Here is a 21,881-nt window from a genome sequence, read left to right as displayed (position 1 = left end):
AGCGACACGTGAGCCTCGCGGACAGCCGAGCCAGGCAAGAGGGTTCCCCCCGGGGGCGCCCCCGCAGTGAGGCCGTGGAACGCTCCATCATCGAGGGCGTGATGAAACTCCTGGAGGACGGCGTCCCCCTCGCGGAGATCTCCATCGAACGCGTGGCCCGCACCGCGGGTGTCGGCAAGGCGACCATCTACCGCCGCTGGAGCGGCAAGGAGGAACTCTTCGTCGACGTCCTGCGCGCCGCCGAGCCCCCGGACCCGGAACTCCCCGGCACCTCGATGCGCGCCGATCTGATCGCCCTTCTGGAACCGCTGCGCCGACGGGGCCTGGCCAGCCGCTCCTCGGCGATCCTGCACAGCGTCTACGCCCAGATGAAGAGCAGCCCCAAGGTCTGGACCGCGTACCACGCGACCGTCATCGAACCGCGGCGCCTGACCACCTTCGAAGTCCTGCGCCGCGGACAGCGGAACGGTGAAATCCGCGACGACGTCGACATCGAACTCCTCAACGACCTCTTCGTCGGCCCCATGCTGGTACGCGCCATCCTGCGCCCGGACGCCGAACTTCCCGAGGATCTCGCGGAGCAGATAGTCGACACGGTGCTCGAGGGACTGCGTCCGGCCGGGCGGTAGCTCACCGAGGTGCGGCGTAGTTCACTTGTTCGGGCTCCAGTTCACTTGGTCGACCGGCGGGTCGAATGTGCGCGTTTCGTCACAGCGGGCGCGCTCCACCCCGTATTCGGAACTCCGAACGCCGAGTTGTTCGTCCTCGTGCCTGTACGGCCGTCATGGGACGGCAGGAACGACGCCGATCATCCCCTAGGGTCGTAACCGCAGGGGCTGACGGTGTGCACGGCAGGTTGTGAGGCGACGGTATGGCGCAGGCGTACAAGACGGAGACGGGCAGCGGCGGCTCGGGGCCCGAGCACCGAGGTTTCCGGCTTCAGCGCCTGCTGGACAAGCTCCGTCGCCTGAGAGACACCTGGCGCGGCGACCGCGGCATCTGGCGCCGCGGTCTGATCCTCGCCGTGCTCGCGCTGATCCTCGCCCTGGTGATGCTGCTGCACGCGCAGATCCCGAACAGGATCGGCAACCTCGGCAGCCTCACCGAGACGTTCCTGCCCTGGCTGGGCCTGCTCGTCCCGGTGCTGCTGGTCCTCGGCCTCGTGCGCAGGTCCGCGACCGCCCTGATCGCCGTGCTGCTGCCCGCGATCGTCTGGCTGAACCTCTTCGGTGGACTGCTCACCGACAAGACCGGCAGCGGTGGCGACCTGACCGTCGCCACGCACAACGTCAACGCGGAGAACCCGGACCCGTCCGGCACCGCCCGCGACGTGGCCGTGTCCGGTGCGGACGTGGTGGCCCTGGAGGAGATGAAGGCCGCGCAGGTCCCGACGTACGAGAAGGCGCTCGCCACGACGTACAAGTACCACTCGGTGCAGGGCACCGTCGGGCTGTGGAGCAAGTACCCGCTGACCGCGGCCAAGCCCGTGGACATCAAGTTGGGCTGGACGCGCGCGATGCGCGCCACGGTGACGACGCCGGACGGCCAGGTCGCGGTGTACGTCGCCCACCTGCCCTCGGTGCGGGTGAAGCTGGAGGCCGGGTTCACCGCCCGTCAGCGCGACCGGAGCGCCGACGCGCTGGGCGAGGCCATCGCCGACGAGACACTGAAGAAGGTCATCCTGCTCGGCGACCTCAACGGCACCATGAACGACCGCGCGCTGAACGCCGTCACCTCCCAGATGCGCTCCACGCAGGGCGCGGCGGGCAGCGGCTACGGGTTCAGCTGGCCGGCGTCGTTCCCGATGGCCCGGATCGACCAGATCATGGTCAAGGGCGTCGAGCCGGTGACCTCGTGGACCCTGCCCAGGACCGGCAGCGACCACCTCCCGATCGCCGCCCGCGTCAAGGTCACGGCAACCGGATCTTAACCCCCTGGAATACTGACCCTGAGAGACTTTGTTCCATAGCTGAACTTACGGAGCCCGTGCACACCGGAGTGCACGGGCGCATCCGTGCGTGCGCCTGCCCCTCTTCGTCTTCGTCGTCATCCTCTTGCCCTCCGCTCCACTGAAAGGCCCCTCATGCCCCTGGCCCTGCTCGCCCTCGCCGTGGGCGCCTTCGGCATCGGCACCACCGAGTTCGTGATGATGGGCCTGCTGCCCGACGTCGCGGACGACCTGCACATATCCATCCCCAGCGCGGGACACCTGGTCTCCGCGTACGCGCTCGGCGTGGTGATCGGCGCCCCGCTGCTCGCCGCGGCCACCGCCCGGATGTCCCGCCGCAAGGTCCTGATCGCCCTGATGGGGCTCTTCGTGGCGGGCAACGCGCTCTCCGCCTTCGCCCCCGACTACCACTGGCTGCTCGCCGCCCGCTTCCTCAGCGGCCTGCCGCACGGCGCCTTCTTCGGCGTCGGCGCCGTCGTCGCCACCAACCTGGTCGCCCCCGAGCGCAAGGCGCGCTCCGTCTCGCTGATGTTCCTCGGCCTGACGGTCGCTAACATCGCGGGTGTGCCGGTCGCCACGTTCATCGGCCAGCACTTCGGCTGGCGGGCGACCTTCCTGGGTGTCAGCGTGATCGGCCTGGCGGCGATAGCCTCGCTCGCGCTCCTCATCCCGCACGACCACGCGCACGCCCCGACGGGCGGCCTGCGCGGCGAACTGGCCGCGCTGCGCTCCCTCCCCGTCTGGCTGGCCCTCGGTACGACCGTGGCGGGCTTCGGTGCCCTGTTCTCCGCGTACAGCTACATCACGCCGATGCTCACGGACTCCGCCGGGTACGCCGACTCCAGCGTGACCCTGCTGCTGGCGCTGTTCGGCGTCGGTGCGACCGTGGGCAACCTGGTCGGCGGGCGCCTCGCGGACCACTCCCTGCGCGGCACCCTCTTCGGCGGCCTCGTGTCCCTCGTCGCCGTCCTGGCGCTCTTCCCCGTCCTCATGAGCGCCCAGTGGAGCGCGGCCGTCGCGGTCACCCTCCTCGGCACGGCCGCCTTCATCACCGGCTCACCCCTCCAGCTGATGGTCATGGAGAAGGCCTCCGCGGCCCCGTCCCTGGCCTCCTCCGCCAACCAGGCCGCCTTCAACCTCGCGAACGCGGGGGGTGCCTGGATCGGGGGCCTCGCGCTGGCCGCGGGCTTCGGTGCGACGTCGCCCGCGCTGGCCGGTTCGTTGCTCGCCGTCCTCGGCCTCGCGGTCGCCGCGACGGCGTACGCCGTGGACCGCCGCCGCGCCGTGGTCCCCGCGGGAACCCCGGGCCGCTTGATCGCCACCCATGTACCGCCGCACCCGGAGCATGCACACAGCTGACTCCGCCGGGGGCGGTGCGGGGTTGTTCCGCCCCAGCCACGACGCTGTCGGCGCATCCGCTCCGGCAGGGGGGGGCGGCCGCGGGAATGTGACACTCGACGCGCAAGTGTCACATTCTCCAGGCCATACACCGTGGCCCTCGGGGCACCGGCCGGACTGGGTCTTCAGGGGCGCGGGGCTGTGACATACGCGGCTCCGCCGCGTGGGCGCGACCAGCCCCACCGCCCCGCGGTCGAAGGAACGGGGGTCCGGGCGGAGCCCCCGGCGTTCGCCGATTTCACGAGCGTGGGGCACCCCGTCCACGTGGGGCGCCCCACACCCCATTGTGTCGCTCTGACGATTACACTGGGCCCGTGCCTCAACTACGCCTCGCCCTGAATCAGATCGACTCGACCGTCGGCGATCTCGCCTCCAACGCCGAGGCGATCGTCCGTTGGACCCGGCACTCCGCCGAGCAGGGAGCGCATCTGGTGGCGTTCCCCGAGATGGTGCTGACCGGGTATCCCGTCGAGGACCTGGCCCTGCGCTCGTCCTTCGTCGAGGCCTCGCGCACGGCGCTGCGGGCGCTGGCCGCGCGGCTGGCCGACGAGGGCTTCGGGGAACTGCCGGTGATCGTCGGCTACCTCGACCGGTCCGAGACCGCCCAGCCGAAGTACGGCCAGCCGGCCGGCGCGCCGCAGAACGCCGCCGCCGTGCTGCACGGGGGCCGGGTGGCGCTGACCTTCGCCAAGCACCACCTCCCGAACTACGGAGTGTTCGACGAGTTCCGCTACTTCGTGCCCGGTGACACCATGCCGGTCGTGCGGGTGCACGGCATCGATGTGGCCCTCGCCATCTGCGAGGACCTCTGGCAGGACGGCGGGCGCGTGCCGGCCGCCCGGTCCGCCGGGGCCGGGCTGCTGCTTTCCATCAACGCCTCCCCGTACGAGCGCGACAAGGACGACACCCGCCTCGAACTGGTCCGCAAGCGGGCCCAGGAGGCCGGCTGCACCACCGCCTACCTCGCCATGATCGGCGGGCAGGACGAGCTCGTCTTCGACGGCGACTCCATCGTGGTCGACCAGGACGGGGAGGTCGTCGCGCGGGCGCCGCAGTTCGCGGAGGGGTGCGTCGTACTGGACCTGGAGCTGCCGGCGGGCGCCGCCGAGCCGGTGACCGGTGTGGTCGACGACGGGCTGCGGATCGAGCGGCTGGTGCTGTCGGAGGAACCGCTGCCCGTGTACGAGGCGGAGCTCGCCGGAGGGTACGCGGAGCGGCTCGACGACGACGAGGAGGTCTACTCGGCGCTGGTCGTGGGCCTGCGGGCGTACGTCGCGAAGAACGGGTTCCGGTCCGTGCTGATCGGACTCTCCGGCGGTATCGACTCGGCGCTGGTCGCCGCGATCGCGTGCGACGCGCTGGGCGCGCAGAACGTGTACGGGGTCTCGATGCCTTCGAAGTACTCCTCCGACCACTCCAAGGGCGACGCGGCGGAGCTGGCGCGGCGTACGGGGCTGAACTTCCGGACCGTGCCGATCGAGCCGATGTTCGACGCCTATATGTCGTCGCTGGGCCTGACCGGGCTCGCCGAGGAGAACCTCCAGTCGCGCCTGCGGGGCACGATGCTGATGGCCGTCTCCAACCAGGAGGGCCACATCGTGCTCGCGCCGGGGAACAAGTCCGAGCTGGCGGTGGGGTATTCGACGCTGTACGGGGACTCGGTGGGCGCGTACGGGCCCATCAAGGACGTGTACAAGACGTCGATCTTCCGGCTGGCGGAGTGGCGGAACCGGGCGGCGGCGGAGCGGGGGCAGACCCCGCCGATCCCCGAGAACTCGATCACGAAGCCGCCGAGTGCGGAGCTCCGTCCCGACCAGGTCGACACGGACTCCCTCCCCGACTATCCCGTGCTGGACGCGATCCTCGAACGGTATGTGGACCGGGACGAGGGGGCGGACGGGATTGTCGCGGCAGGGTTCGAGCGGGAGCTGGTGGTGAAGACGCTGCGCATGGTCGACACGGCGGAGTACAAGCGGCGGCAGTACCCGCCGGGCACCAAGATCTCCGCCAAGGGCTTCGGCAAGGACCGGCGGCTTCCGATCACGAACCGGTGGCGCGAACACGCCTGACGCCAAAAACACCGACGCCCGCCCCTCGACGAGGGGCGGGCGCAGTGGTGACGGGAGACCGTCAGTGACCGTGGAACGAGCGGTACGACTCGACGTAGCCGGCGGCGGGCGTGCCCACTCCGGTGACGTCGTCGTAGCCGCGTACGGCCGTCAGCGAGCTGTCCTTGCCGAGGCTGCGGACGGAGGTGACCAGACCGCCCGACGCGTCGAAGGCGTTGGCGAAGTCCACGCGCGCCACGGCGAGTTCGGAGCCCGTGGGGGTGTCCGTCACGTCGTGGTACGCCTTGGAGCCGTACTTCGCGTAGATCGACGGGTTGGCGAAACCGATCGCCTTGCCGCCGCGCGCCTCCTGGGCCAGGGCCTGGACCGCCGCGATCACCGGCGCGGCGAGCGAGGTGCCGCCGATCCGGTACTCGCTGTACTGCTGGGACCCGTCCGGGAAGGTCTGCGTCTGGCCGACCTTGAAACCGGTGTTGGGGTCGGCGACCGCCGCGATGTCCGGCACGGTGCGCATGGCCGTCGTGCCATTGGCCTTGGCGAGCGCGTCGGGCACGACACCCTTCTGGTAGAAGGGCTGCGCCACGGTCTTGCTGGTGCCGCCGCCCGCGCCCGAGGTGAACGCGCCCGGGAAGCCGGTCCAGCTCTTGCCGTCGGCCGCCAGAGCGGCCTTCTCCGTGCCCCAGCCGGTCTCGAACTGGTAGGTGTCACCCTTGCCGACCGCCAGCGACGTACCGCCGACCGCCGTCACCCATGCCGAGTTGGCCGGGGTGTCGACCTGCTTCGTCTTGGTGTTGGCGACCTCGTCACCGTTGTCGCCGGAGGAGAAGTAGAAGCCGATGCCCTCGACCGCGCCGAACTGGAACACCTGGTCGTAGGCGGCCGCGAGGTCCGGCGTCTGGTTGGCCTCGATGTCGCCCCAGGAGTTGGAGACGATGTCGGCCAGATGGTTGTCGACGACCTTGTTCAGCGAGTCGAGCAGATCGTTGTCGAGGCAGGACGCGGCACCCACGTACGTGATGCTCGCATCCGGCGCGACGGCGTGCACGGCCTCGACGTCGAGGGTCTCCTCGCCGTACCAGCCGGCCGCCTTGCACGCATCGGTCTGCGTGAAGGTGCCGGGCAGCACCTGACGCAGCTGGCTGCTGTTGTACGCCGCGTCACCGTGGTTCTTGGCGTAGGTGGCCGCGTCGAACGCGATGGTCGGCGAGGCGTACGCGTCGGTGATGGCGACCCGCACCCCCTTGCCGGTGCGCTTGCCCGCTCCGTAGGCGGCGCGCAGCTGCTTGCCCGTGTAGCCCTGGATCGCGTACGGGATCTTCGAGCCGTACGCGTCCGGCAGGGTGCTCGCGATGTTCGAGCCGAAGTACGAGGAGAACGGCCCGGAGTTCTTGAACACCGCGTCCGGGGGCGGCAGCGTGTCGTCGTGCGTCGCCTTGTGCGGGGCGTTGTCCAGGCCGGTGACGGTCAGGACGGCGCCGTTCAGGGCGGCCGGCGCGGAGGCCGTCTTCGACGGCGCGCGGTAGGTCTTGTTGCCCTTGGCGTAGTTGCGCAGCTGAGTGCCGAACGCCTTCTCGGCGGCGGCCACGTCACCGGTGACGGAGACGTAGTGCTGCGTGGTGCCGGTGACCTTCAGGCCCGCCGACTTCAGCCACGAGGTCACCGCGGCGACCTGGGCCTTGGTGGCGCCGAAGTGCGCCTGCGTCTGCTTGGCGCTGAGGTACTTGCCGTACGAGGCCGAGGTCGGGTCGGACACGGCCTTGGCGTACGCGGCCAGACCGGCGGCGTTCCGGCCGGCCAGGTAGACCCGGGCGGAGACCTGGGAGCTGTCGGACGCGGCCCCCTTGTCCGCCTTCGCCGTGGCCCACGCGGGCTTGGTGCCCGTGAGGGTGTCCCGGCTGGGACCGTCCGCGGCGTTGGCCGTGGGTATACCGAGCGCCAGCGCACCGGCGAGCAGCGGCAGTGTCGCTGCCATGCTCACCCCGGCGCGCACTACGGCGCGATTGGATCTCATAAAACCCCCTGCGATGCGGTTCGTCGCATGTGTGGTCGTCCGTGATGCACGAGACCGTGTGCCGGAATTGAGGGCACAGGGAATGGATCACGCTGGGGTCACTCTGGCGATGAACTGTTCATGCCAGGGGAATGAGAAGGTCAAGGAAACATCAAGTGGCCGTGATTGACGGGCATTTGGGGCGGTATGGAGGACCCTCGCCTCAGGTCATAGGGATATCCCTCGGCCCCTTGTAAAGGGGTCCCGACTTCCGTGAGCGCATCGCGACATCGACGAGTCCGTCGCGGGCCGTCGTATGGGCGCGGGCATGCCGAAGTGCGGCTCGGACTGGCGTAGTTGACCATCCGGCGGCGGAGGAGCAGGAGGGGGAGGGGAAGGCGGAGGGGAAGGCGGAGGCGGAACAGGATGGGGACGGGAAGGACGAAGAGGGGACGGGAGGCGGACGGGGCCGGGGCTCGGCGCCCCGGTCCCGTTCCTACGCGTCCACACCCGTCCTAGTCGCGCGCCTTCGCGCCCCGCTCCTTCATCATGTCCGCCATCAGCTTGATCTCCGACTGCTGCGCGTCGACCATGCCCTGCGCGAGTTTCTTCTCCACGCCGACCGTGCACTTGGCGACGCAGCCCTCGGCCATGTGGATGCCGCCCTTGTGATGGTCGGTCATCAACTGCAGGTAGAAGATCTCCGCCTGCTTGCCGCTCAGCGTGTTCAGCTTCTTCAGCTCGGTGTTGGTCGCCATGCCGGGCATCAGCGCGCCGTCCTTGCCGGAGGTCATGTCACCCATGCCCATCCAGGTCATGGGCGCGTCCGAGGACACCTTCGGCAGCTCCCACAGGTCGAGCCAGCCCAGCAGCATGCCGCGCTGATTGGCCTGCGTCTGCGCGATGTCGTACGCGAGCCGCCGTACCTCTACGTTGTCCGTGCGATCGCGCACGATGTACGACATCTCGACGGCCTGCTGATGATGGACCGCCATGTCCCGCGCGAACCCCGCGTCCGCGGAGTCGGCGGACGGCACCTTCGTCCCCGAGGCCCCCGAGCCGTCGCTCTCGGCGACCGCGTACGTGATCGCCCCGGCGGCGACGAGCACCGCCGCCGTGGTCCCCGCGATCCAGCCCACCTGTCGCATCTGGCTCACTGCGACAGACCGTTGGTGCACGCGGCGCCCGGCTCGGGCGTCTGCTTGCCCTGCACGAACTCCGAGAAGAACTTGTCGACGTTCGGGTCGCTCGCGCTCGTCACCGTGCGCTGCTTGCCCCACGCGCTCAGCATGATCGGGTCCTTCTGGTCCTCGACCGGGCTCATCAGGGTGTACGGGGTCTTCTTGACCTTGTCCGCGAGCGCCTTCACATCGGCGTCCGAGGCCTTGCTGTTGTACGTCACCCACACCGCGCCGTGCTCCAGCGAGTGCACGGCGTTCATGTTGTTGACCGCTTTGGTGTAGACGTCGCCGTTGCAGTTCATCCACACCGGGTTGTGGTTGCCGCCGACCGGGGGCTCCATCGGGTACTTCACGGTCTTGGTGACATGGTTGCGGGACAGGGTCCCCGACCACGTCTTCACGCCGTCCTTGCCCGTGACGAAGTGCCCCAAGCCGCCCTTCGAGTCGCTCGCCGAGGTACCGCTGTCGTCGGACTGCGACTTGATCAGGACGACGCCGCCGACGACGAGACCGACGACCACGACCGTGCTGGCCGTGATCGTGAGGATCCGGCTGCGACGCTCACGGGAACGCTCGGCCTTGCGCATCTCTTCTATGCGCGCCTTGCGCTGCGCGGAGCTGGTGTTCTTGGCGGAACCCATGGCGAGTCCTTATGGGGGAATGGGGGATGGGGCGGTCGGGTCTACTGATCGTAATGGGAAAGGGGTGGCCAGTACGCGGCGAGGTCACGGAATGTCCAAAGCAGACGCCCCGTGACGCAACCTCGTATAGATAATTTGAGCCGCAGATGCGTATTAACTACCCTGTCGCTATGAGGCTGCTGCGCTCCACCGACCTGGCCCTGCGCGTCCTGATGCGGCTCGCCGTCGCGGGCGAGTCGTCCCCCACGACCCGCGAGGTCGCGGCGGACATGGGGGTCCCCTACACGCATGCCGCGAAGGTCGTCGCCGAGCTCCAACACCTCGGACTGCTCGCGGCCCGCCGCGGCCGGGGCGGCGGCCTCGCCCTCACCGAGGAGGGGCGTACGGCCTCGGTCGGTGCGATCGTCCGGACCTTCGAGGGCGACGGTGATGTGGTCGACTGCGAGGGGACGGTGCCCTGCCCGCTCCTCAGCGCGTGCCGACTGCGGGGGGCGTTGCGGCGGGCCCAGGAGGCGTTCTTCGCCTCGCTGGACCCGCTGACCGTGGCGGATGTCGTCGCCGCGCCGACGGGGCCGCTGCTGCTGGGTATCTCCGGCAGGCCGGCCGCGGCTCTGACATCCGATGAAGGCTGACACCTGACGAAATCTGCCGTCGGAAGTCCGGCGCCTGTCATCCGGCGCCTGTCGTCAGGCGACTGTTATCAGTCGTCCGTCATCTGTCGTCCGTCATGTGGCATTCGCCTCAGCTCTGCGCGAGCCAGAGGTCGGGCCCGAACACCTCGTAGTGGATGTCGGCGGGCGCCACCCCCTTGTCGATGAGCTGGCCGCGCACCGCGCGCATGAAGGGCAGCGGACCGCACAGGTACGCGCGCGTGCCCGACGCGACGGCCACCGAGGAGAGGTCCGCGCGTCCGGCGTGACCGGCGCCCTCGGAGTCCCGCTCGTACCAGAAGTGGACCTCCGCGTCCGCGAGCTTCGCCGCGTACCCCTCGTGCTCGGCGCGCAGTGCGTGGTCGGCGGGGGAGCGGTCGGCGTGGACGACCGTGACAGGGGCGCCGTGTCCGGTGAGGGTGAGCTGCTCCAGCATGGAGATCATCGGGGTGACGCCGATGCCGGCGGAGGCGAGGAGCACCGGGGTGTCCGTGTCGTCGAGCACCAGATCGCCGTACGGCGCGGAGACCTCGAGCGTGCTGCCGGCGTGCGCGTGCGCGTGGAGGTGGTTCGAGACCTCGCCGTCGGGGTTCGCGGCGTCGTACACCCGCTTGACGCTGATCTGTCGTACGGGGGAGCCGGGGGCGCTGGAGAGGCTGTACTGGCGTATCTGGCGGGCGCCGTCCGGCAGCTCGACGCGGACCGACACGTACTGGCCCGCCCTGAAGTCCGGCAGCGGGTCGCCGTCGGCCGGGCGCAGCCGGAAGGTGGCGACGTCGGCGGTCTCCTCGACGCGCTCCACGACCTCCCAGGCCCGCCACCCACCGCTGCCGCTGTGCTGCGCGTACAGCCGCCGCTCGATGGCGATGAGGGCGTTCGCCATCAGCCAGTAGACCTCGTCCCAGGCCGCCGCGACCTCGGGAGTGACCGCGTCGCCGAGGACCTCGACGATGGCCGCGAAGAGGTGCTTGTGGACGATCTCGTACTGCTCGGGTGCGATCCCCAGGGAGGCGTGCTTGTGCGCGATGCGGTTGAGCAGCACGTCGGGGCGCTCGTCCGGCCGCTCGACGAGCTGGGTGGCGAAGGCGGCGATTGATCCGGCGAGGGCCTGGCGCTGGGTGCCCGAGGCCTGGTTGGCGCGGTTGAAGAGGCCGCGCAGTAGTTCCGGGTGGGCGGCGAAGAGCCTCGCGTAGAAGCGCTCGGCGATCTCGCCGATGGCCGCGCCGATCGTGGGGAGGGTGGCCCGCACGGTGGCGGTGGACTGCTCGGACAGCATCAGGACTCCTTAAATGCCGAGGCGGGAACGGAGGTCGCGGCTCCCGTGTCTGCCCCGCACGGTAATAAAACTTGCATCTAAGATGCAAATTAAAGATCGCAGGGAGAGAGTGTGGGGGTCGGCCATTACAGGGAGGCGGATGAGCAGGCAGTATGGGCACCAGAGCAGGACACCTGCCGTACGCGAGGCGTTCAGCCCGTGGTCGCACGGGCGATCATGGTGCGCAACGCGCATGAAATGGTGTTGTGGTGGGATGCTCAGGTGCCCCGACCGTCCCCGAGGCGTGGGAGCAGGCGGCCTGACCAGCAAGGATGGGTGGAAGCGGAAGATGGACAAGCAGCAGGAGTTCGTGCTCCGGACACTGGAGGAGCGGGACATCCGGTTCGTACGCCTGTGGTTCACGGACGTACTCGGCTTCCTCAAGTCGGTGGCCGTGGCCCCGGCCGAGCTGGAACAGGCCTTCGACGAGGGCATCGGCTTCGACGGCTCGGCCATCGAGGGCTTCGCCCGTGTGTACGAGTCCGACATGATCGCCAAACCGGACCCGTCGACGTTCCAGGTGCTGCCGTGGCGTGCGGAGGCCCCCGGCACGGCCCGCATGTTCTGCGACATCCTGATGCCGGACGGCTCCCCGTCCTTCGCGGACCCGCGCTATGTCCTCAAGCGCGCCCTCGCGAAGACCTCCGACCTGGGCTTCACCTTCTACACCCACCCGGAGATCGAGTTCTTCCTGCTGAAGGACCGCCCGCTGGACGGCTCGCGCCCGACCCCGGCCGACAACTCCGGCTACTTCGACCACACGCCGCAGAACGTCGGCATGGACTTCCGCCGCCAGGCGATCACCATGCTGGAATCGATGGGCATCTCGGTCGAGTTCTCCCACCACGAGGGCGCCCCCGGCCAGCAGGAGATCGACCTGCGCTACGCCGACGCGCTCTCCACGGCCGACAACATCATGACGTTCCGCCTGGTCATGAAGCAGGTCGCGCTGGAACAGGGTGTCCAGGCGACGTTCATGCCCAAGCCCTTCTCCGAGCACCCCGGCTCCGGCATGCACACGCACCTCTCCCTCTTCGAGGGCGACCGCAACGCCTTCTACGAGTCCGGCTCGGAGTACCAGCTCTCCAAGGTCGGCCGCTCCTTCATCGCGGGCCTGCTGAAGCACGCGGCGGAGATCTCCGCCGTCACCAACCAGTGGGTCAACTCCTACAAGCGCATCTGGGGCGGCTCGGAGCGCACCGCGGGCGCCGGCGGCGAGGCCCCCTCGTACATCTGCTGGGGCCACAACAACCGCTCCGCCCTCGTCCGCGTCCCGATGTACAAGCCCGGCAAGACCGGCTCCGCGCGCGTCGAGGTCCGCTCGATCGACTCGGGCGCGAACCCGTACCTGGCGTACGCCCTGCTCCTCGCCTCCGGCCTGAAGGGCATCGAGGAGGGTTACGAGCTCCCGCCGGGCGCCGACGACGACGTCTGGGCCCTCTCCGACGCCGAGCGCCGTGCCATGGGCATCGAGCCCCTGCCCCAGAACCTCGGCGAGGCCCTCACCCTCATGCAGCGCAGCGAACTGGTCGCCGAGACCCTCGGCGAACACGTCTTCGACTTCTTCCTGCGCAACAAGAAGCAGGAGTGGGAGGAGTACCGCAGCGAGGTCACGGCCTTCGAGCTGCGGAAGAACCTGCCGGTGCTGTAGGCGCTGGTCAGAGCGGGGTTCCCGCTGGAACGACACGCAGGGCCGACGGTCGCGAACCGTCGGCCCTGCGGCGTCTCGGTGGCCCGGTCCGTCGAGTCCCGCCCGGGTGGACGGGTTGTCGGGCGCCGACGGTTCGGCCCCGGTTCAAAGGGCGAAAATCAGGCTCTGACCAGCGCGAATGCCGAGATGAGAGAGCGGGAGTCAGTCTCACTGGCTCCCGCTCTTTCGCGTTGTGTCTCAGCGTTCGCGACACACCTCCGACGCGCTCGTCAGCCCTACCAGGCCGTCCTCACCGGCGCATGGCGATGTCATCCCAATGGGGTGATGTGCGGCGAAGCGGATCAAGCAAGACTTTCGCGAAGCGCAATGCTGTCCGGAGGTCTCCATGTCGAGAAGTGACGCGCCCCACATCGACGTGCCCCGCGAGGCCCCGGCGCGCGCGCCGCTCGTCCTGGCGTCCCTGATCATCGTCGCCGCGGTGGCCAACCTGAACCTGTCGGTGGCCAACGTCGCCCTGCCCGCGATCGGGAAGGCCTTCGACTCGTCCCAGACCACACTGAACCTGATCGCCGTGGGCTACTCCCTCGGCCTGGCCGCATCGGTGCTCTACCTGGGGGCGATCGGCGACCGTCACGGGCGCAAGCTGCTGCTGCTCCTCGGCGTCGTCCTCTCCATCCCCGCCTGCCTGCTCGCCGCGTACGCGCCGAATGACACCGTCCTCGTGGTGGCCCGGATCATCGGGGGACTCTCGGCCGGCATGGCCTACCCGACCACCCTGGCGCTGATCACCGCCCTGTGGGCGGGGCCGGGGCGGACGAAGTCGATCGCGTTGTGGTCGGCCCTGGGCGGCGGCATCTCCATGCTCGGGCCGGTGATCGCGGGGGCGCTGCTCGAGCAGTTCTACTGGGGGTCGGTGTTCCTGGTCACCCTGCCCCTCGCCGTGGTCGCGCTGATCATGGCGCTGATGTTCGTCCCCGCGCACGCCAACGAGTCGACCGAACCGGTGGACAACCTCGGCGGCATCCTGTCCGTCCTCCTGATCGCGGGACTGGTGCTGGCGATCAACTTCGCCGCCGTCCCCGACCAGGGGGCCCTGGTCGTCGGCCTGGTTCTGATCGCCCTCGCTGCCGGAGCGGCGTTCTTCTGGCGTCAGCGCCGGGCTCCCAACCCGTTGTACGACCTCCACGTCGCCGGCCGGCGTACGTTCTGGGTCGCCGCATGCGCGGGCATCATCGTGTTCGGCTCCCTGACGGGGTCGGCGTTCGTCAGTCAGCAGTACCTGCAGAACGTGCTCCAGTACGACTCCGTCGAAGCCGGCGCCGCCATCCTTCCCCTCGTCGTGATGATGGCGCTCGTGGCACCGTGGTCCGCGAAGCTGGTCGAGGCGCGTGGCGCCCGCACGACCCTGCTGATCGGTTATGTGTTCCTCCTCCTCGCCTTCGGCTGGATGCTGGTGTTCTGGGGCGAGGGCAGCAGTTACTGGCAGATCGGCCTGGCCTACGTGTTCGTCGGCATCGGGGTCGGCTTCGCCGGGACGCCCGCCTCGCACTCGCTGACCGGGTCGGTGCCCGTGCGACGCGCAGGTATGGCCTCGGGTACCGCGGACCTGCAACGGGACCTCGGTGGAGCCATCATGCAGTCCATCATGGGCGCGCTGCTCACCGCCGGCTACGCCTCGGCGTTCAGCTCGGCGATCGCCGCGTCTTCCGAGAGCAAGGACGTGTCGGACCAGGTCCAGGGCGAGCTGACGAAGTCGTTCGCCTCCGCCGAGCAGGTCGCCCAGCAGTACCCCAAGTACGCCGACCAGATCGTCGCGGCCGCCCGCCGGTCGTTCCTCGGCGGCGACGACCGGGCATACACCGCCGGCCTGGCCGCGATCGTGCTGGGTGCGCTGCTGGTCTTCTTCATGTTCCCGCGCCGGGACGCCGAGCAGGAGCTCCTTCGGCGCTACCACGCCGAGGACTCCGAGTCCGCCGCCACGGAGGAGTCGGCCGGACCCGAAGACTGACGCTTCGGCCAGACGGTCGTAGGTCACAGCGAGGCAGCCACTTCTCGACGGCGGCTCGCGCCCGGTGAACCGCCCCGGGCACACGGCCCGGTCCGTAGCCCCCCGGCCCGCTAGTTCACGTACGCCGGAGACACCGCCGCCGTGCTGATGCGGCGCGGCTTTCCCGTGCCGTCGGACGGGATCGTGTAGAGGTCGGCTCCGTAGTCGCCGGGGAGGGCGTAGACGATGGTGTGGTTGTCGCGCCAGACCGCCTGGTCGTCGACGCTGCGGGGCTCGGCCAGCGGGGTTTCGCGCATCGTGCGCAGGTCGAGGACGTACAGGTGCCAGGGGGCGTCCTTCGACAGGCCCGGCACGCGTTTCTTGTAGGCGACGCGGGTGCCGTCGGGGGAGAGGGACGGGCATTCGACGTTGGTGTGGAGGGTCGTGAGGGTGCGGGCGCTGAGGTCGCCTCGGACCAAGTAGGTCTTGCCCTTTGTCGCCAGCGTTGCGTAGAACGTGCGGTCGTCGGCCGCGAAGGTGATGCCCCAGAAGTTGTCGTCCGCCGCTTGGTACGTCCTGCCGTCCTTGATGATGCGGAAGGCCTCCAGGGACGGGGTGAGTTTCCCTGTCCTCGTGTCCACGATGGCCGCTCGCGTCGAGAAGTTCGTGCCCGCGTACGAGTCGCCGCCCACGAAGGCCGTCCACGCGGCGTAACGGCCGCTGGGGGAGACGCGGGCGCGGGACGGGATGCCGGGGACGTCGTAGCGGGCCTTCACGTGGAGGTTGGGGTCGAGGATGACGGCGCGGTAGGTGTCCTGGACCGGGCCGTGTACTGATTGGAGGCAGACTCCGGTGCCTGCGGAGGCGTAGAAGCGCAGGCACTTCACCTTGGAGGCCGTCCTTGGGCCGGACGGGTTCGATGCCGGGACCGTTGTCAGCTCGTCGCGGTGGGGGCCCCAGGCCATGTTCCGGAAGATCATGCGGCCCCCGGCACCGGTGGTGAGCGCGACCGGGCCCGCGGTGATCTTCGGGCCGCCCGGCTGGGTCTCGTTCTTGCGGTCCGCGCGGGCCGAGGCGTGCAGTACGGACGCCGTGGCCACGCCCGCCAGGACGACCAGCGCCGAGATCAGGACCAGGATGCGGGTGCGGAGGGTCATGCGAGGCCTTCTGAAGGGGCTGTGGGGGCGGTGGGGGGTGTGGGGGCTGTGGGGGTGGGGCGGAGGCGGAGGGCGAACAGGGCGCAGAGTGTCAGTGCCAGCGTCGACGCCGTGAGCGCCGTGCGGTCGCCCCATGCCGTCCACGCCGCGCCGAAGCCGAGCGAGCAGACGAAACGGGCCAGGGCCTGGCCGGTCTGGACGAGGGCCAGTCCGGACGAGCGCAGTTCCTCGGGCACGCTTTCCGAGGCCACGGCCATCAGTACGCCGTCCGTCGCCGCGTAGAAGCCGCCGTGCAGGAGGAGGACGGCGTACGGCAGTGCCGTTCCGTGCCAGGAGGTGAGGAGCAGGGCGTACGCGAGGAGCAGAGCGCCGTGGCCGGCCAGGAACACCCGCCAACGGCCGATACGGTCCGCGAGGCGGCCGAGGGGGACGGCCAGGAGGAGGAACGCGGCCGCCGTGCCGAGGGGCAGCAGCGCGAACCAGCGGTCCGGCACGCCCAGGCGCCGCTGGAGGAGGAGGTAGACGAAGGAGTCGCTGACCGTCGCGAGGCCCAGGAGGAGGGCGCAGACGGTGATGCGGCGCAGGTCGGGGCGGGCGAGGAGGGCGAGGGCGGCGCGGAGGGTGGGGCGCGGTGCGGTCTTTCCGGAATTTTCCTTTGGTGGGGGGCCTGGGGTGCCTGTTGCTTCCGTTCGAGGGCCGTCCGAGGTGTCTTCCGCTTTCGTACGAGCGCCGTTCGGTACGAACAGCGCCAGGACGAGTACGCCCACCACGGCCACGCAGAAGCTCACCGTGAACACCGCGTCGTAGCCGTCGACCGTGGCCCTGAGGATCAGGAAGGCGACCAAGGGGCCGAACAGCGCGCCCGCCGTGTCCATCGCCCGGTGTACGCCGAACGCGCGGCCTCGTGTCTCCGGTGTGCTCGACAACGAGATGAGCGCGTCGCGCGGGGCCGTGCGCAGGCCCTTGCCCGTGCGGTCGGCCGCCAGGATCAGGCCGATGGGGGTGAGGGTGTGGGCCAGGAGCAGCAGGGGCTTGCAGGCCGCCGAGAGGGCGTAGCCGAAGCCAGCCACCCACTTGTGGCGGCCGCCGCCGCGGTCGGCCAGGTGGCCCCCGATCAGCCGTACCAGTGCCGAGAAGCCGTTGTAGATGCCGTCCAGGAGGCCGAAGCCCAGGGGGGACAGGCCCAGGCCCGTCACCAAGTACAGGGGCAGCACCGCCGTGACCATCTCCGACGACACGTCGGTGATCAGACTGACCGTGCCGAGCGCCAGCACCGTGGGCGCGACCGTGACCGCGGCACGGCGCCGCCCGGCACGGGGCCGGGCGGCGCCTTCCGCGGACGCCGTCACCGGCGGGGTCGAATCCCGTGTGTCCCGGGTATCCGGTGTACTGGCGCGGCTGTCCGCCACGTACATCTCAGGACGTCCAGATGCCGGTGATGTCCTGGGCGGAGTCGGCGTTGCCCGCGTGCGTCGACAGGCCCTGCATGTCCTCCAGGGTGCGCAGCAGGTCGTAGTGGTTGTAGGTGGTCGAGCTGGTCGATCCCGCCGTCACCTGCTGGCCGTACAGCACCGTCGGGATCTTGTTGCCGCTGAGCCGGTTGTCCTCGTCGAAGGTGACGACCAGGAGGCTGTTGTGGGCCTTGGCCCAGGTGGCGTACGCGCTCAGGTTGTTCTTGAGCCAGGTGTCACCCGTCGACACCGAACAGTCGTGCATGTCGCTGCACAGGTTGGGGACCACGAAGGAGACCTGCGGGAGCGTCGTGTAGTCCGTCGGGAACTGGGCGAAGGTCTTTGCCGTTGAGGTCGGTACGTTGCTGAAGCCGAACCATGGGTTGTGCTTCTGCGCGTAGTTGCCGCTGCTGCACGTCGTGGAGCCCTGGCTGGGCAGCGTCTCGTTGTAGCTCCCCCACGTCTTGCCCGCGTCGATCAGCTCGGAGGCGAGGTTCGTGGCGGAGGAGAAGCCGGGCGTGTAGCAGCTGTCGTCCGTGATCCCCTGGGTGGAGCCGGAGAACAGGGCGAAGTAGTTGGGCTGGCTCGGGTGCGTCTCGGCGTACGACTGGGTGAGGTTGGCGCCGCCCGTCTTGAGCGAGTTGATGTACGGGGCGCTGGACGAGCCGATCACCTGGCTGTACGCGTGGTTCTCGAAGACCACGACGACCACGTGGTCCGGGGTCGGGACCCCGGTCGCGGCGTGCGCGGTCGACGAGCCGCCGAGGCCGGTCCACAGGCCCACCGCGGCTGCGGTGAAGGCGAGCGCGGACGCGACGACGGCACGACTGCGGCGGTACACGGTTCTGCCGGACACTTCGGACCTCCGGTGGGGGGGAGAGACTTACGGTGGCGGTGCGGACAGATCATGCACACGCCAACATTCCCCTGTCTCACGCCACCCAACCGGCTGGGTGAAGACCTGATGAACTGCTTACCTTTCTGGCCGTCCTGCCGGCCCTGCTCACCTGCCCTGCTTGCCTTGCCTGCTCACCTTCCCTGCTTACCTTCCCTCCCTACCTTCCCCGCTTCCTTTCCCTTCTTGCTTTCCGGGCACTTCCTACGGAAGCCGAATCCGGCGCGGGGCGCCACCGTAGGGACCAGGGTTAGGCTCAGGGCCGTAGGACCTTGATCCGACGGGAGGGCCGAGCATGATGGCGCCGGGGCGCAGGAGCAGTACCTTCACGCGGCTGCTGCGGCACGGCTTCACCGATCCGTCGGCCGCCGAGCGGCTCCTGGACAGCGCGGAGCTCGCGCCGGTGCGGTCCGATCCGGTGCTGCTGGACGCGCTGGGCGCGACCGCCGATCCGGATCTGGCGCTGCACGGCCTCGTCCGGCTCGTCGAGGCGCAGAGCGGTCACGCGGCCGAGCGGGAACTCCTCGACACGCTGATCGCGGCCAAGCCGCTGCGCGACCGGCTGCTCGGCGTGCTCGGCGCCTCCGCCGCGCTCGCCGACCACCTCGCCCGGCACCCGAGCGACTGGCAGGCGCTCGTGATGTACGAGCCGCATGATCTGCATCCCGGGGTGCAGGAGTTCGAGCGGGGGCTCGCGGAGGCGACCGATCCCGTCTTGCTGCGCGTCGCCTACCGGCGGTGCCTGCTGTCCATAGCCGCGCGCGACGTGTGCGGCACCACCGACCTCGCCCAGACCGCCGCCGAGCTCGCCGACCTCGCCATCGCCACCCTGCGTGCCGCGCTCGCCATCGCGCGCGGCGCCGCGCCCGACGACGCCGCGCTGTGCCGGCTCGGGGTGATCGCGATGGGCAAGTGCGGGGGACACGAGCTGAATTACGTGTCCGACGTCGATGTCATTTTCGTGGGCGAGGCGGTGGACGGAGCTGATGAGCGCAAGGCTCTGCAGGCCGCTACTCGGCTTGCCTCTCATATGATGCGGATCTGTTCCGAGACGACTGTCGAGGGCAGTATTTGGCCTGTCGATGCCAATTTGCGGCCCGAGGGGCGTAATGGGCCGCTGGTTCGGACTTTGAGCAGTCACCTTGCCTATTACCAGCGATGGGCCAAGACCTGGGAATTCCAGGCGCTGCTGAAAGCGCGGCCCGTGGCGGGGGATCTTGAGCTCGGTGAGCAGTACGTGGCCACGTTGGCGCCGTTGGTGTGGCATGCCGCCGAACGGGAGAACTTTGTCGCCGATGTGCAGAAGATGCGGCGGCGTGTCGTCGAGAACATTCCCGCCTCCGAGATCGAGCGTGAGCTGAAACTCGGGCCCGGTGGATTGAGGGACGTCGAATTCGCCGTCCAACTGCTTCAGTTGGTGCACGGGCGGGCCGATACGTCGCTGCGGAGTGGGACCACGCTGGACGCGTTGAAAGCGCTGGCAGTGGGTGGGTACGTGGGACGCGCTGACGCTGTTCAGCTTGATGATGCCTATCGGTTCTTGCGGTCCATGGAACATCGGATACAGCTCTATCGGCTGCGGCGGACTCATCTGGTGCCCAAGGACGAGGCTGATTTGCGGCGGATCGGGCGGTCACTCGGGCTTCGGGCCGATCCCGTTGCCGAGCTGAATCGTGAGTGGAAGCGGCATGCCGGCGTCGTACGGCGATTGCACGAGAAATTGTTCTATCGCCCGCTGCTGGATGCTGTGGCCCAACTCGCGCCCGGCGAGAGCCGGTTGAGCCCGGAGGCGGCGCGGGAGCGGCTCGTCGCGCTCGGGTACGCCGATCCGGCGGCGGCGTTGCGGCATCTGGAGGCGCTGGCCTCCGGGGTCTCGCGGAAGGCGGCCATTCAACGGACCCTGCTGCCCGTCTTGTTGGGGTGGTTCGCCGATTCCGCCGATCCCGATGCCGGGTTGCTGAATTTCCGTAAGGTGTCCGACGCCCTGGGCAAGACACCCTGGTATCTGCGGCTGTTGAGGGATGAAGGAGCCGCGGCCGAGAATCTGGCACGCGTGCTGTCGGCCGGGCGGCTTGCTCCTGACCTGTTGATGCGTGCTCCGGAGGCTGTGGCGCTGCTCGGGGATGGGGACGGGGGCGGACTCGAACCGCGCGGCCGTGCCCCTCTGGAGCAGGAGATCCTCTCGGCGGTGGGGCGGGCCGAGGGCGGGGAGCAGGCGGTGACCGCCGCGCGTGGGGTGCGGCGGCGGGAGCTGTTCCGTACGGCCGCGGCGGACATCGTCGCCTCGTACGGCACCGAGGAGACACCGGCCGTCGCCGATCAGGGGGCGCTGGTGGATCAGGTGGGCGGTGCGGTGTCCGATCTGACGGCGGCGACGCTCGCGGGGACCCTGCGGGCCGTGGTAAGGGCCGGGTGGGGGGACATGTTGCCCACACGGTTCGCCGTGATCGGGATGGGGCGGTTCGGGGGGCACGAGCTCGGTTACGGGTCCGATGCCGATGTGCTGTTCGTGCATGAGCCCCGGGACGGCGTCGACGAGCAGGAGGCGTCTCGGGTCGCCAACGCGGTCGTTTCCGAGATGCGGCGGTTGCTTCAAGTGCCGAGTGCCGATCCGCCGTTGTTGATCGATGCCGATTTGCGGCCCGAGGGGAAGTCCGGGCCGCTGGTGCGGACGCTGAACTCTTACGAGGCGTATTACCGGCGGTGGTCGCTGGTCTGGGAGTCGCAGGCCTTGTTGCGGGCCGAGGTCGTCGCGGGGGACGAGGAGTTGGGGCGGAGGTTCCTTGAGCTGGTCGATCCCCTGCGGTATCCCGCTGAAGGGCTCGGGGACGACGCCGTGCGGGAGATCCGGCGGCTGAAGGCCCGGATGGAGTCGGAGCGGTTGCCTCGCGGGGCCGATCCGACGCTGCACACCAAGCTGGGGCGGGGTGGGCTGTCCGACGTGGAGTGGACCGTACAGCTGTTCCAGCTGCAGCACGGGTGGGCGGAGCCGGGGCTGCGGACGACTCGGACGCGGGAGGGGCTGGCCGCGGTGTGTGCGGCGGGGCTGGTGTCCGGGGAGGACGCGGCCATCCTGGACGAGGCGTGGGTGCTGGCCACGCGGGTGCGCAACGCGGTGATGCTCGTGCGGGGGCGGGCCGGGGACACGTTTCCCTCCGATGGGCGCGAAGTGGCGGCGGTGGGGCGGTACCTGGGGTACGGGCCCGGTCATGTCGGCGACATGCTCGAGGACTACCGGCGTACCACGCGGCGGGCTCGGGCCGTGGTGGAGGAGCTGTTCTACGGGGCGTGAGCCCCGGGCGCCCGGGGCTCGGTGGGTGGGGCGGGGCCGTGCCGGTACGTCAGCCCGTCGCCGCCGGATCAGACGTTGCCCTGTGGGGAGCCGCTTCCAGACCCGGACGTGAGCGACGGGCTTTGACGTACCGGCACGGCCCCTTCCGTGCGTCGTCGGCGGCTGCGGGATGCCGCCACTCCGGCCAGGACCACCGCCATGTCCGCCAGCCTTGATCGTTTCGGCTCTCGCTCGTGCGTCTCGCCGTGTTCGGCCT

At 69.6% G+C, this 21,881-nt stretch carries 15 protein-coding genes; 8 read left to right on the top strand and 7 right to left on the bottom strand.

Annotated features, from left to right (window positions below):
* Positions 1-8 precede the first annotated feature (8 nt).
* The 4 genes from OG747_RS12340 to OG747_RS12325 all read left to right on the top strand — a co-directional run bounded on the left by OG747_RS12340 (position 9) and on the right by OG747_RS12325 (position 5,415).
* Positions 9-629 (top strand): TetR/AcrR family transcriptional regulator, encoded by a 621-nt coding sequence (locus OG747_RS12340; RefSeq protein WP_405879364.1) that lies wholly within the window; start codon positions 9-11, stop codon positions 627-629.
* Positions 630-871: 242 nt separating this feature from the next.
* Positions 872-1,930, top strand: a complete 1,059-nt coding sequence (locus OG747_RS12335; protein ID WP_405879363.1) for an endonuclease/exonuclease/phosphatase family protein — start codon at positions 872-874, stop codon at positions 1,928-1,930.
* A gap of 153 nt (positions 1,931-2,083) precedes the next feature.
* Entirely contained in the window at positions 2,084-3,307 is a 1,224-nt protein-coding gene (locus OG747_RS12330) for an MFS transporter (RefSeq protein WP_405879362.1), read from the top strand.
* A gap of 353 nt (positions 3,308-3,660) precedes the next feature.
* Positions 3,661-5,415, top strand: a complete 1,755-nt coding sequence (locus tag OG747_RS12325) for an NAD+ synthase (RefSeq protein WP_405879361.1) — start codon at positions 3,661-3,663, stop codon at positions 5,413-5,415.
* 61 nt (positions 5,416-5,476) lie between these two features.
* Here the strand turns inward: OG747_RS12325 and OG747_RS12320 are convergent, their stop codons facing one another.
* The 3 genes from OG747_RS12320 to OG747_RS12310 form a co-directional block, all read right to left on the bottom strand.
* Entirely contained in the window at positions 5,477-7,387 is a 1,911-nt protein-coding gene (locus OG747_RS12320; protein ID WP_405879360.1) for a protease pro-enzyme activation domain-containing protein, read from the bottom strand.
* 533 nt (positions 7,388-7,920) lie between these two features.
* Positions 7,921-8,553 (bottom strand): DUF305 domain-containing protein, encoded by a 633-nt coding sequence (locus OG747_RS12315; protein WP_405885518.1) that lies wholly within the window; start codon positions 8,551-8,553, stop codon positions 7,921-7,923.
* 5 nt (positions 8,554-8,558) lie between these two features.
* Positions 8,559-9,227 carry a DUF3105 domain-containing protein gene (locus tag OG747_RS12310; protein ID WP_405879359.1) on the bottom strand — a complete coding sequence of 223 codons (669 nt, stop codon included), beginning with the start codon at positions 9,225-9,227 and terminating at the stop codon, positions 8,559-8,561.
* Between the two features lie 170 nt (positions 9,228-9,397).
* Here OG747_RS12310 and OG747_RS12305 point away from each other — a divergent pair, with 170 nt between their 5' ends.
* Positions 9,398-9,859 (top strand): RrF2 family transcriptional regulator, encoded by a 462-nt coding sequence (locus tag OG747_RS12305; protein WP_405879358.1) that lies wholly within the window; start codon positions 9,398-9,400, stop codon positions 9,857-9,859.
* Between the two features lie 109 nt (positions 9,860-9,968).
* Here OG747_RS12305 and OG747_RS12300 read toward each other — a convergent pair whose 3' ends face one another.
* Positions 9,969-11,153 carry a globin domain-containing protein gene (locus tag OG747_RS12300; protein WP_405879357.1) on the bottom strand — a complete coding sequence of 395 codons (1,185 nt, stop codon included), beginning with the start codon at positions 11,151-11,153 and terminating at the stop codon, positions 9,969-9,971.
* Positions 11,154-11,481: 328 nt separating this feature from the next.
* On the opposite strand from OG747_RS12300, the gene glnA reads away from it, so the two are divergent.
* The gene (gene glnA / locus OG747_RS12295) at positions 11,482-12,843 is read left to right on the top strand and encodes a type I glutamate--ammonia ligase (protein ID WP_405879356.1); all 1,362 of its coding nucleotides are present in this window, start codon (positions 11,482-11,484) and stop codon (positions 12,841-12,843) included.
* A 385-nt stretch (positions 12,844-13,228) separates the two neighbouring features.
* Positions 13,229-14,851 (top strand): MFS transporter, encoded by a 1,623-nt coding sequence (locus OG747_RS12290; protein WP_405879355.1) that lies wholly within the window; start codon positions 13,229-13,231, stop codon positions 14,849-14,851.
* 110 nt (positions 14,852-14,961) lie between these two features.
* Here the strand turns inward: OG747_RS12290 and OG747_RS12285 are convergent, their stop codons facing one another.
* Genes OG747_RS12285 through OG747_RS12275 form a run of 3 tightly spaced genes read right to left on the bottom strand, consistent with a single transcriptional unit; the run spans position 14,962 to position 18,294 of the window.
* Positions 14,962-15,987 carry a TolB family protein gene (locus OG747_RS12285; RefSeq protein ID WP_405879354.1) on the bottom strand — a complete coding sequence of 342 codons (1,026 nt, stop codon included), beginning with the start codon at positions 15,985-15,987 and terminating at the stop codon, positions 14,962-14,964.
* The gene (locus OG747_RS12280; protein WP_405879353.1) at positions 15,984-17,402 is read right to left on the bottom strand and encodes an MFS transporter; all 1,419 of its coding nucleotides are present in this window, start codon (positions 17,400-17,402) and stop codon (positions 15,984-15,986) included. Before OG747_RS12280 ends, OG747_RS12285 begins: the two co-directional genes overlap by 4 nt.
* Before the next feature lies 1 nt (position 17,403).
* Complete coding sequence (locus OG747_RS12275) at positions 17,404-18,294, bottom strand: alkaline phosphatase family protein (RefSeq protein WP_405879352.1); 891 nt, start codon at positions 18,292-18,294, stop codon at positions 17,404-17,406.
* Positions 18,295-18,628: 334 nt separating this feature from the next.
* Here OG747_RS12275 and OG747_RS12270 point away from each other — a divergent pair, with 334 nt between their 5' ends.
* Positions 18,629-21,625 carry a bifunctional [glutamine synthetase] adenylyltransferase/[glutamine synthetase]-adenylyl-L-tyrosine phosphorylase gene (locus OG747_RS12270; protein WP_405879351.1) on the top strand — a complete coding sequence of 999 codons (2,997 nt, stop codon included), beginning with the start codon at positions 18,629-18,631 and terminating at the stop codon, positions 21,623-21,625.
* Positions 21,626-21,881 lie beyond the last annotated feature (256 nt).

Origin of the sequence: Streptomyces sp. NBC_01384 (genome assembly GCF_045040035.1) — a bacterium.
In the GTDB taxonomy this organism is placed as follows: domain Bacteria; phylum Actinomycetota; class Actinomycetes; order Streptomycetales; family Streptomycetaceae; genus Streptomyces.
The sequence above is the reverse complement of the archived record's forward strand: the minus strand, read 5'-3'. Positions and strand labels throughout refer to the sequence as shown.

Bases quoted from the DNA above. Each gene is read 5' to 3' on its own strand.
- OG747_RS12310 (WP_405879359.1), bottom strand. From the start codon at position 9,227: ATGGGTTCCGCCAAGAACACCAGCTCCGCGCAGCGCAAGGCGCGCATA.
- glnA (WP_405879356.1), top strand. From the start codon at position 11,482: ATGGACAAGCAGCAGGAGTTCGTGCTCCGGACACTGGAGGAGCGGGAC.
- OG747_RS12320 (WP_405879360.1), bottom strand. From the start codon at position 7,387: ATGGCAGCGACACTGCCGCTGCTCGCCGGTGCGCTGGCGCTCGGTATA.
- OG747_RS12330 (WP_405879362.1), top strand. From the start codon at position 2,084: ATGCCCCTGGCCCTGCTCGCCCTCGCCGTGGGCGCCTTCGGCATCGGC.
- OG747_RS12335 (WP_405879363.1), top strand. From the start codon at position 872: ATGGCGCAGGCGTACAAGACGGAGACGGGCAGCGGCGGCTCGGGGCCC.
- OG747_RS12280 (WP_405879353.1), bottom strand. From the start codon at position 17,402: ATGTACGTGGCGGACAGCCGCGCCAGTACACCGGATACCCGGGACACA.
- OG747_RS12285 (WP_405879354.1), bottom strand. From the start codon at position 15,987: ATGACCCTCCGCACCCGCATCCTGGTCCTGATCTCGGCGCTGGTCGTC.
- OG747_RS12315 (WP_405885518.1), bottom strand. From the start codon at position 8,553: ATGCGACAGGTGGGCTGGATCGCGGGGACCACGGCGGCGGTGCTCGTC.
- OG747_RS12300 (WP_405879357.1), bottom strand. From the start codon at position 11,153: ATGCTGTCCGAGCAGTCCACCGCCACCGTGCGGGCCACCCTCCCCACG.
- OG747_RS12290 (WP_405879355.1), top strand. From the start codon at position 13,229: ATGTCGAGAAGTGACGCGCCCCACATCGACGTGCCCCGCGAGGCCCCG.
- OG747_RS12270 (WP_405879351.1), top strand. From the start codon at position 18,629: ATGATGGCGCCGGGGCGCAGGAGCAGTACCTTCACGCGGCTGCTGCGG.
- OG747_RS12305 (WP_405879358.1), top strand. From the start codon at position 9,398: ATGAGGCTGCTGCGCTCCACCGACCTGGCCCTGCGCGTCCTGATGCGG.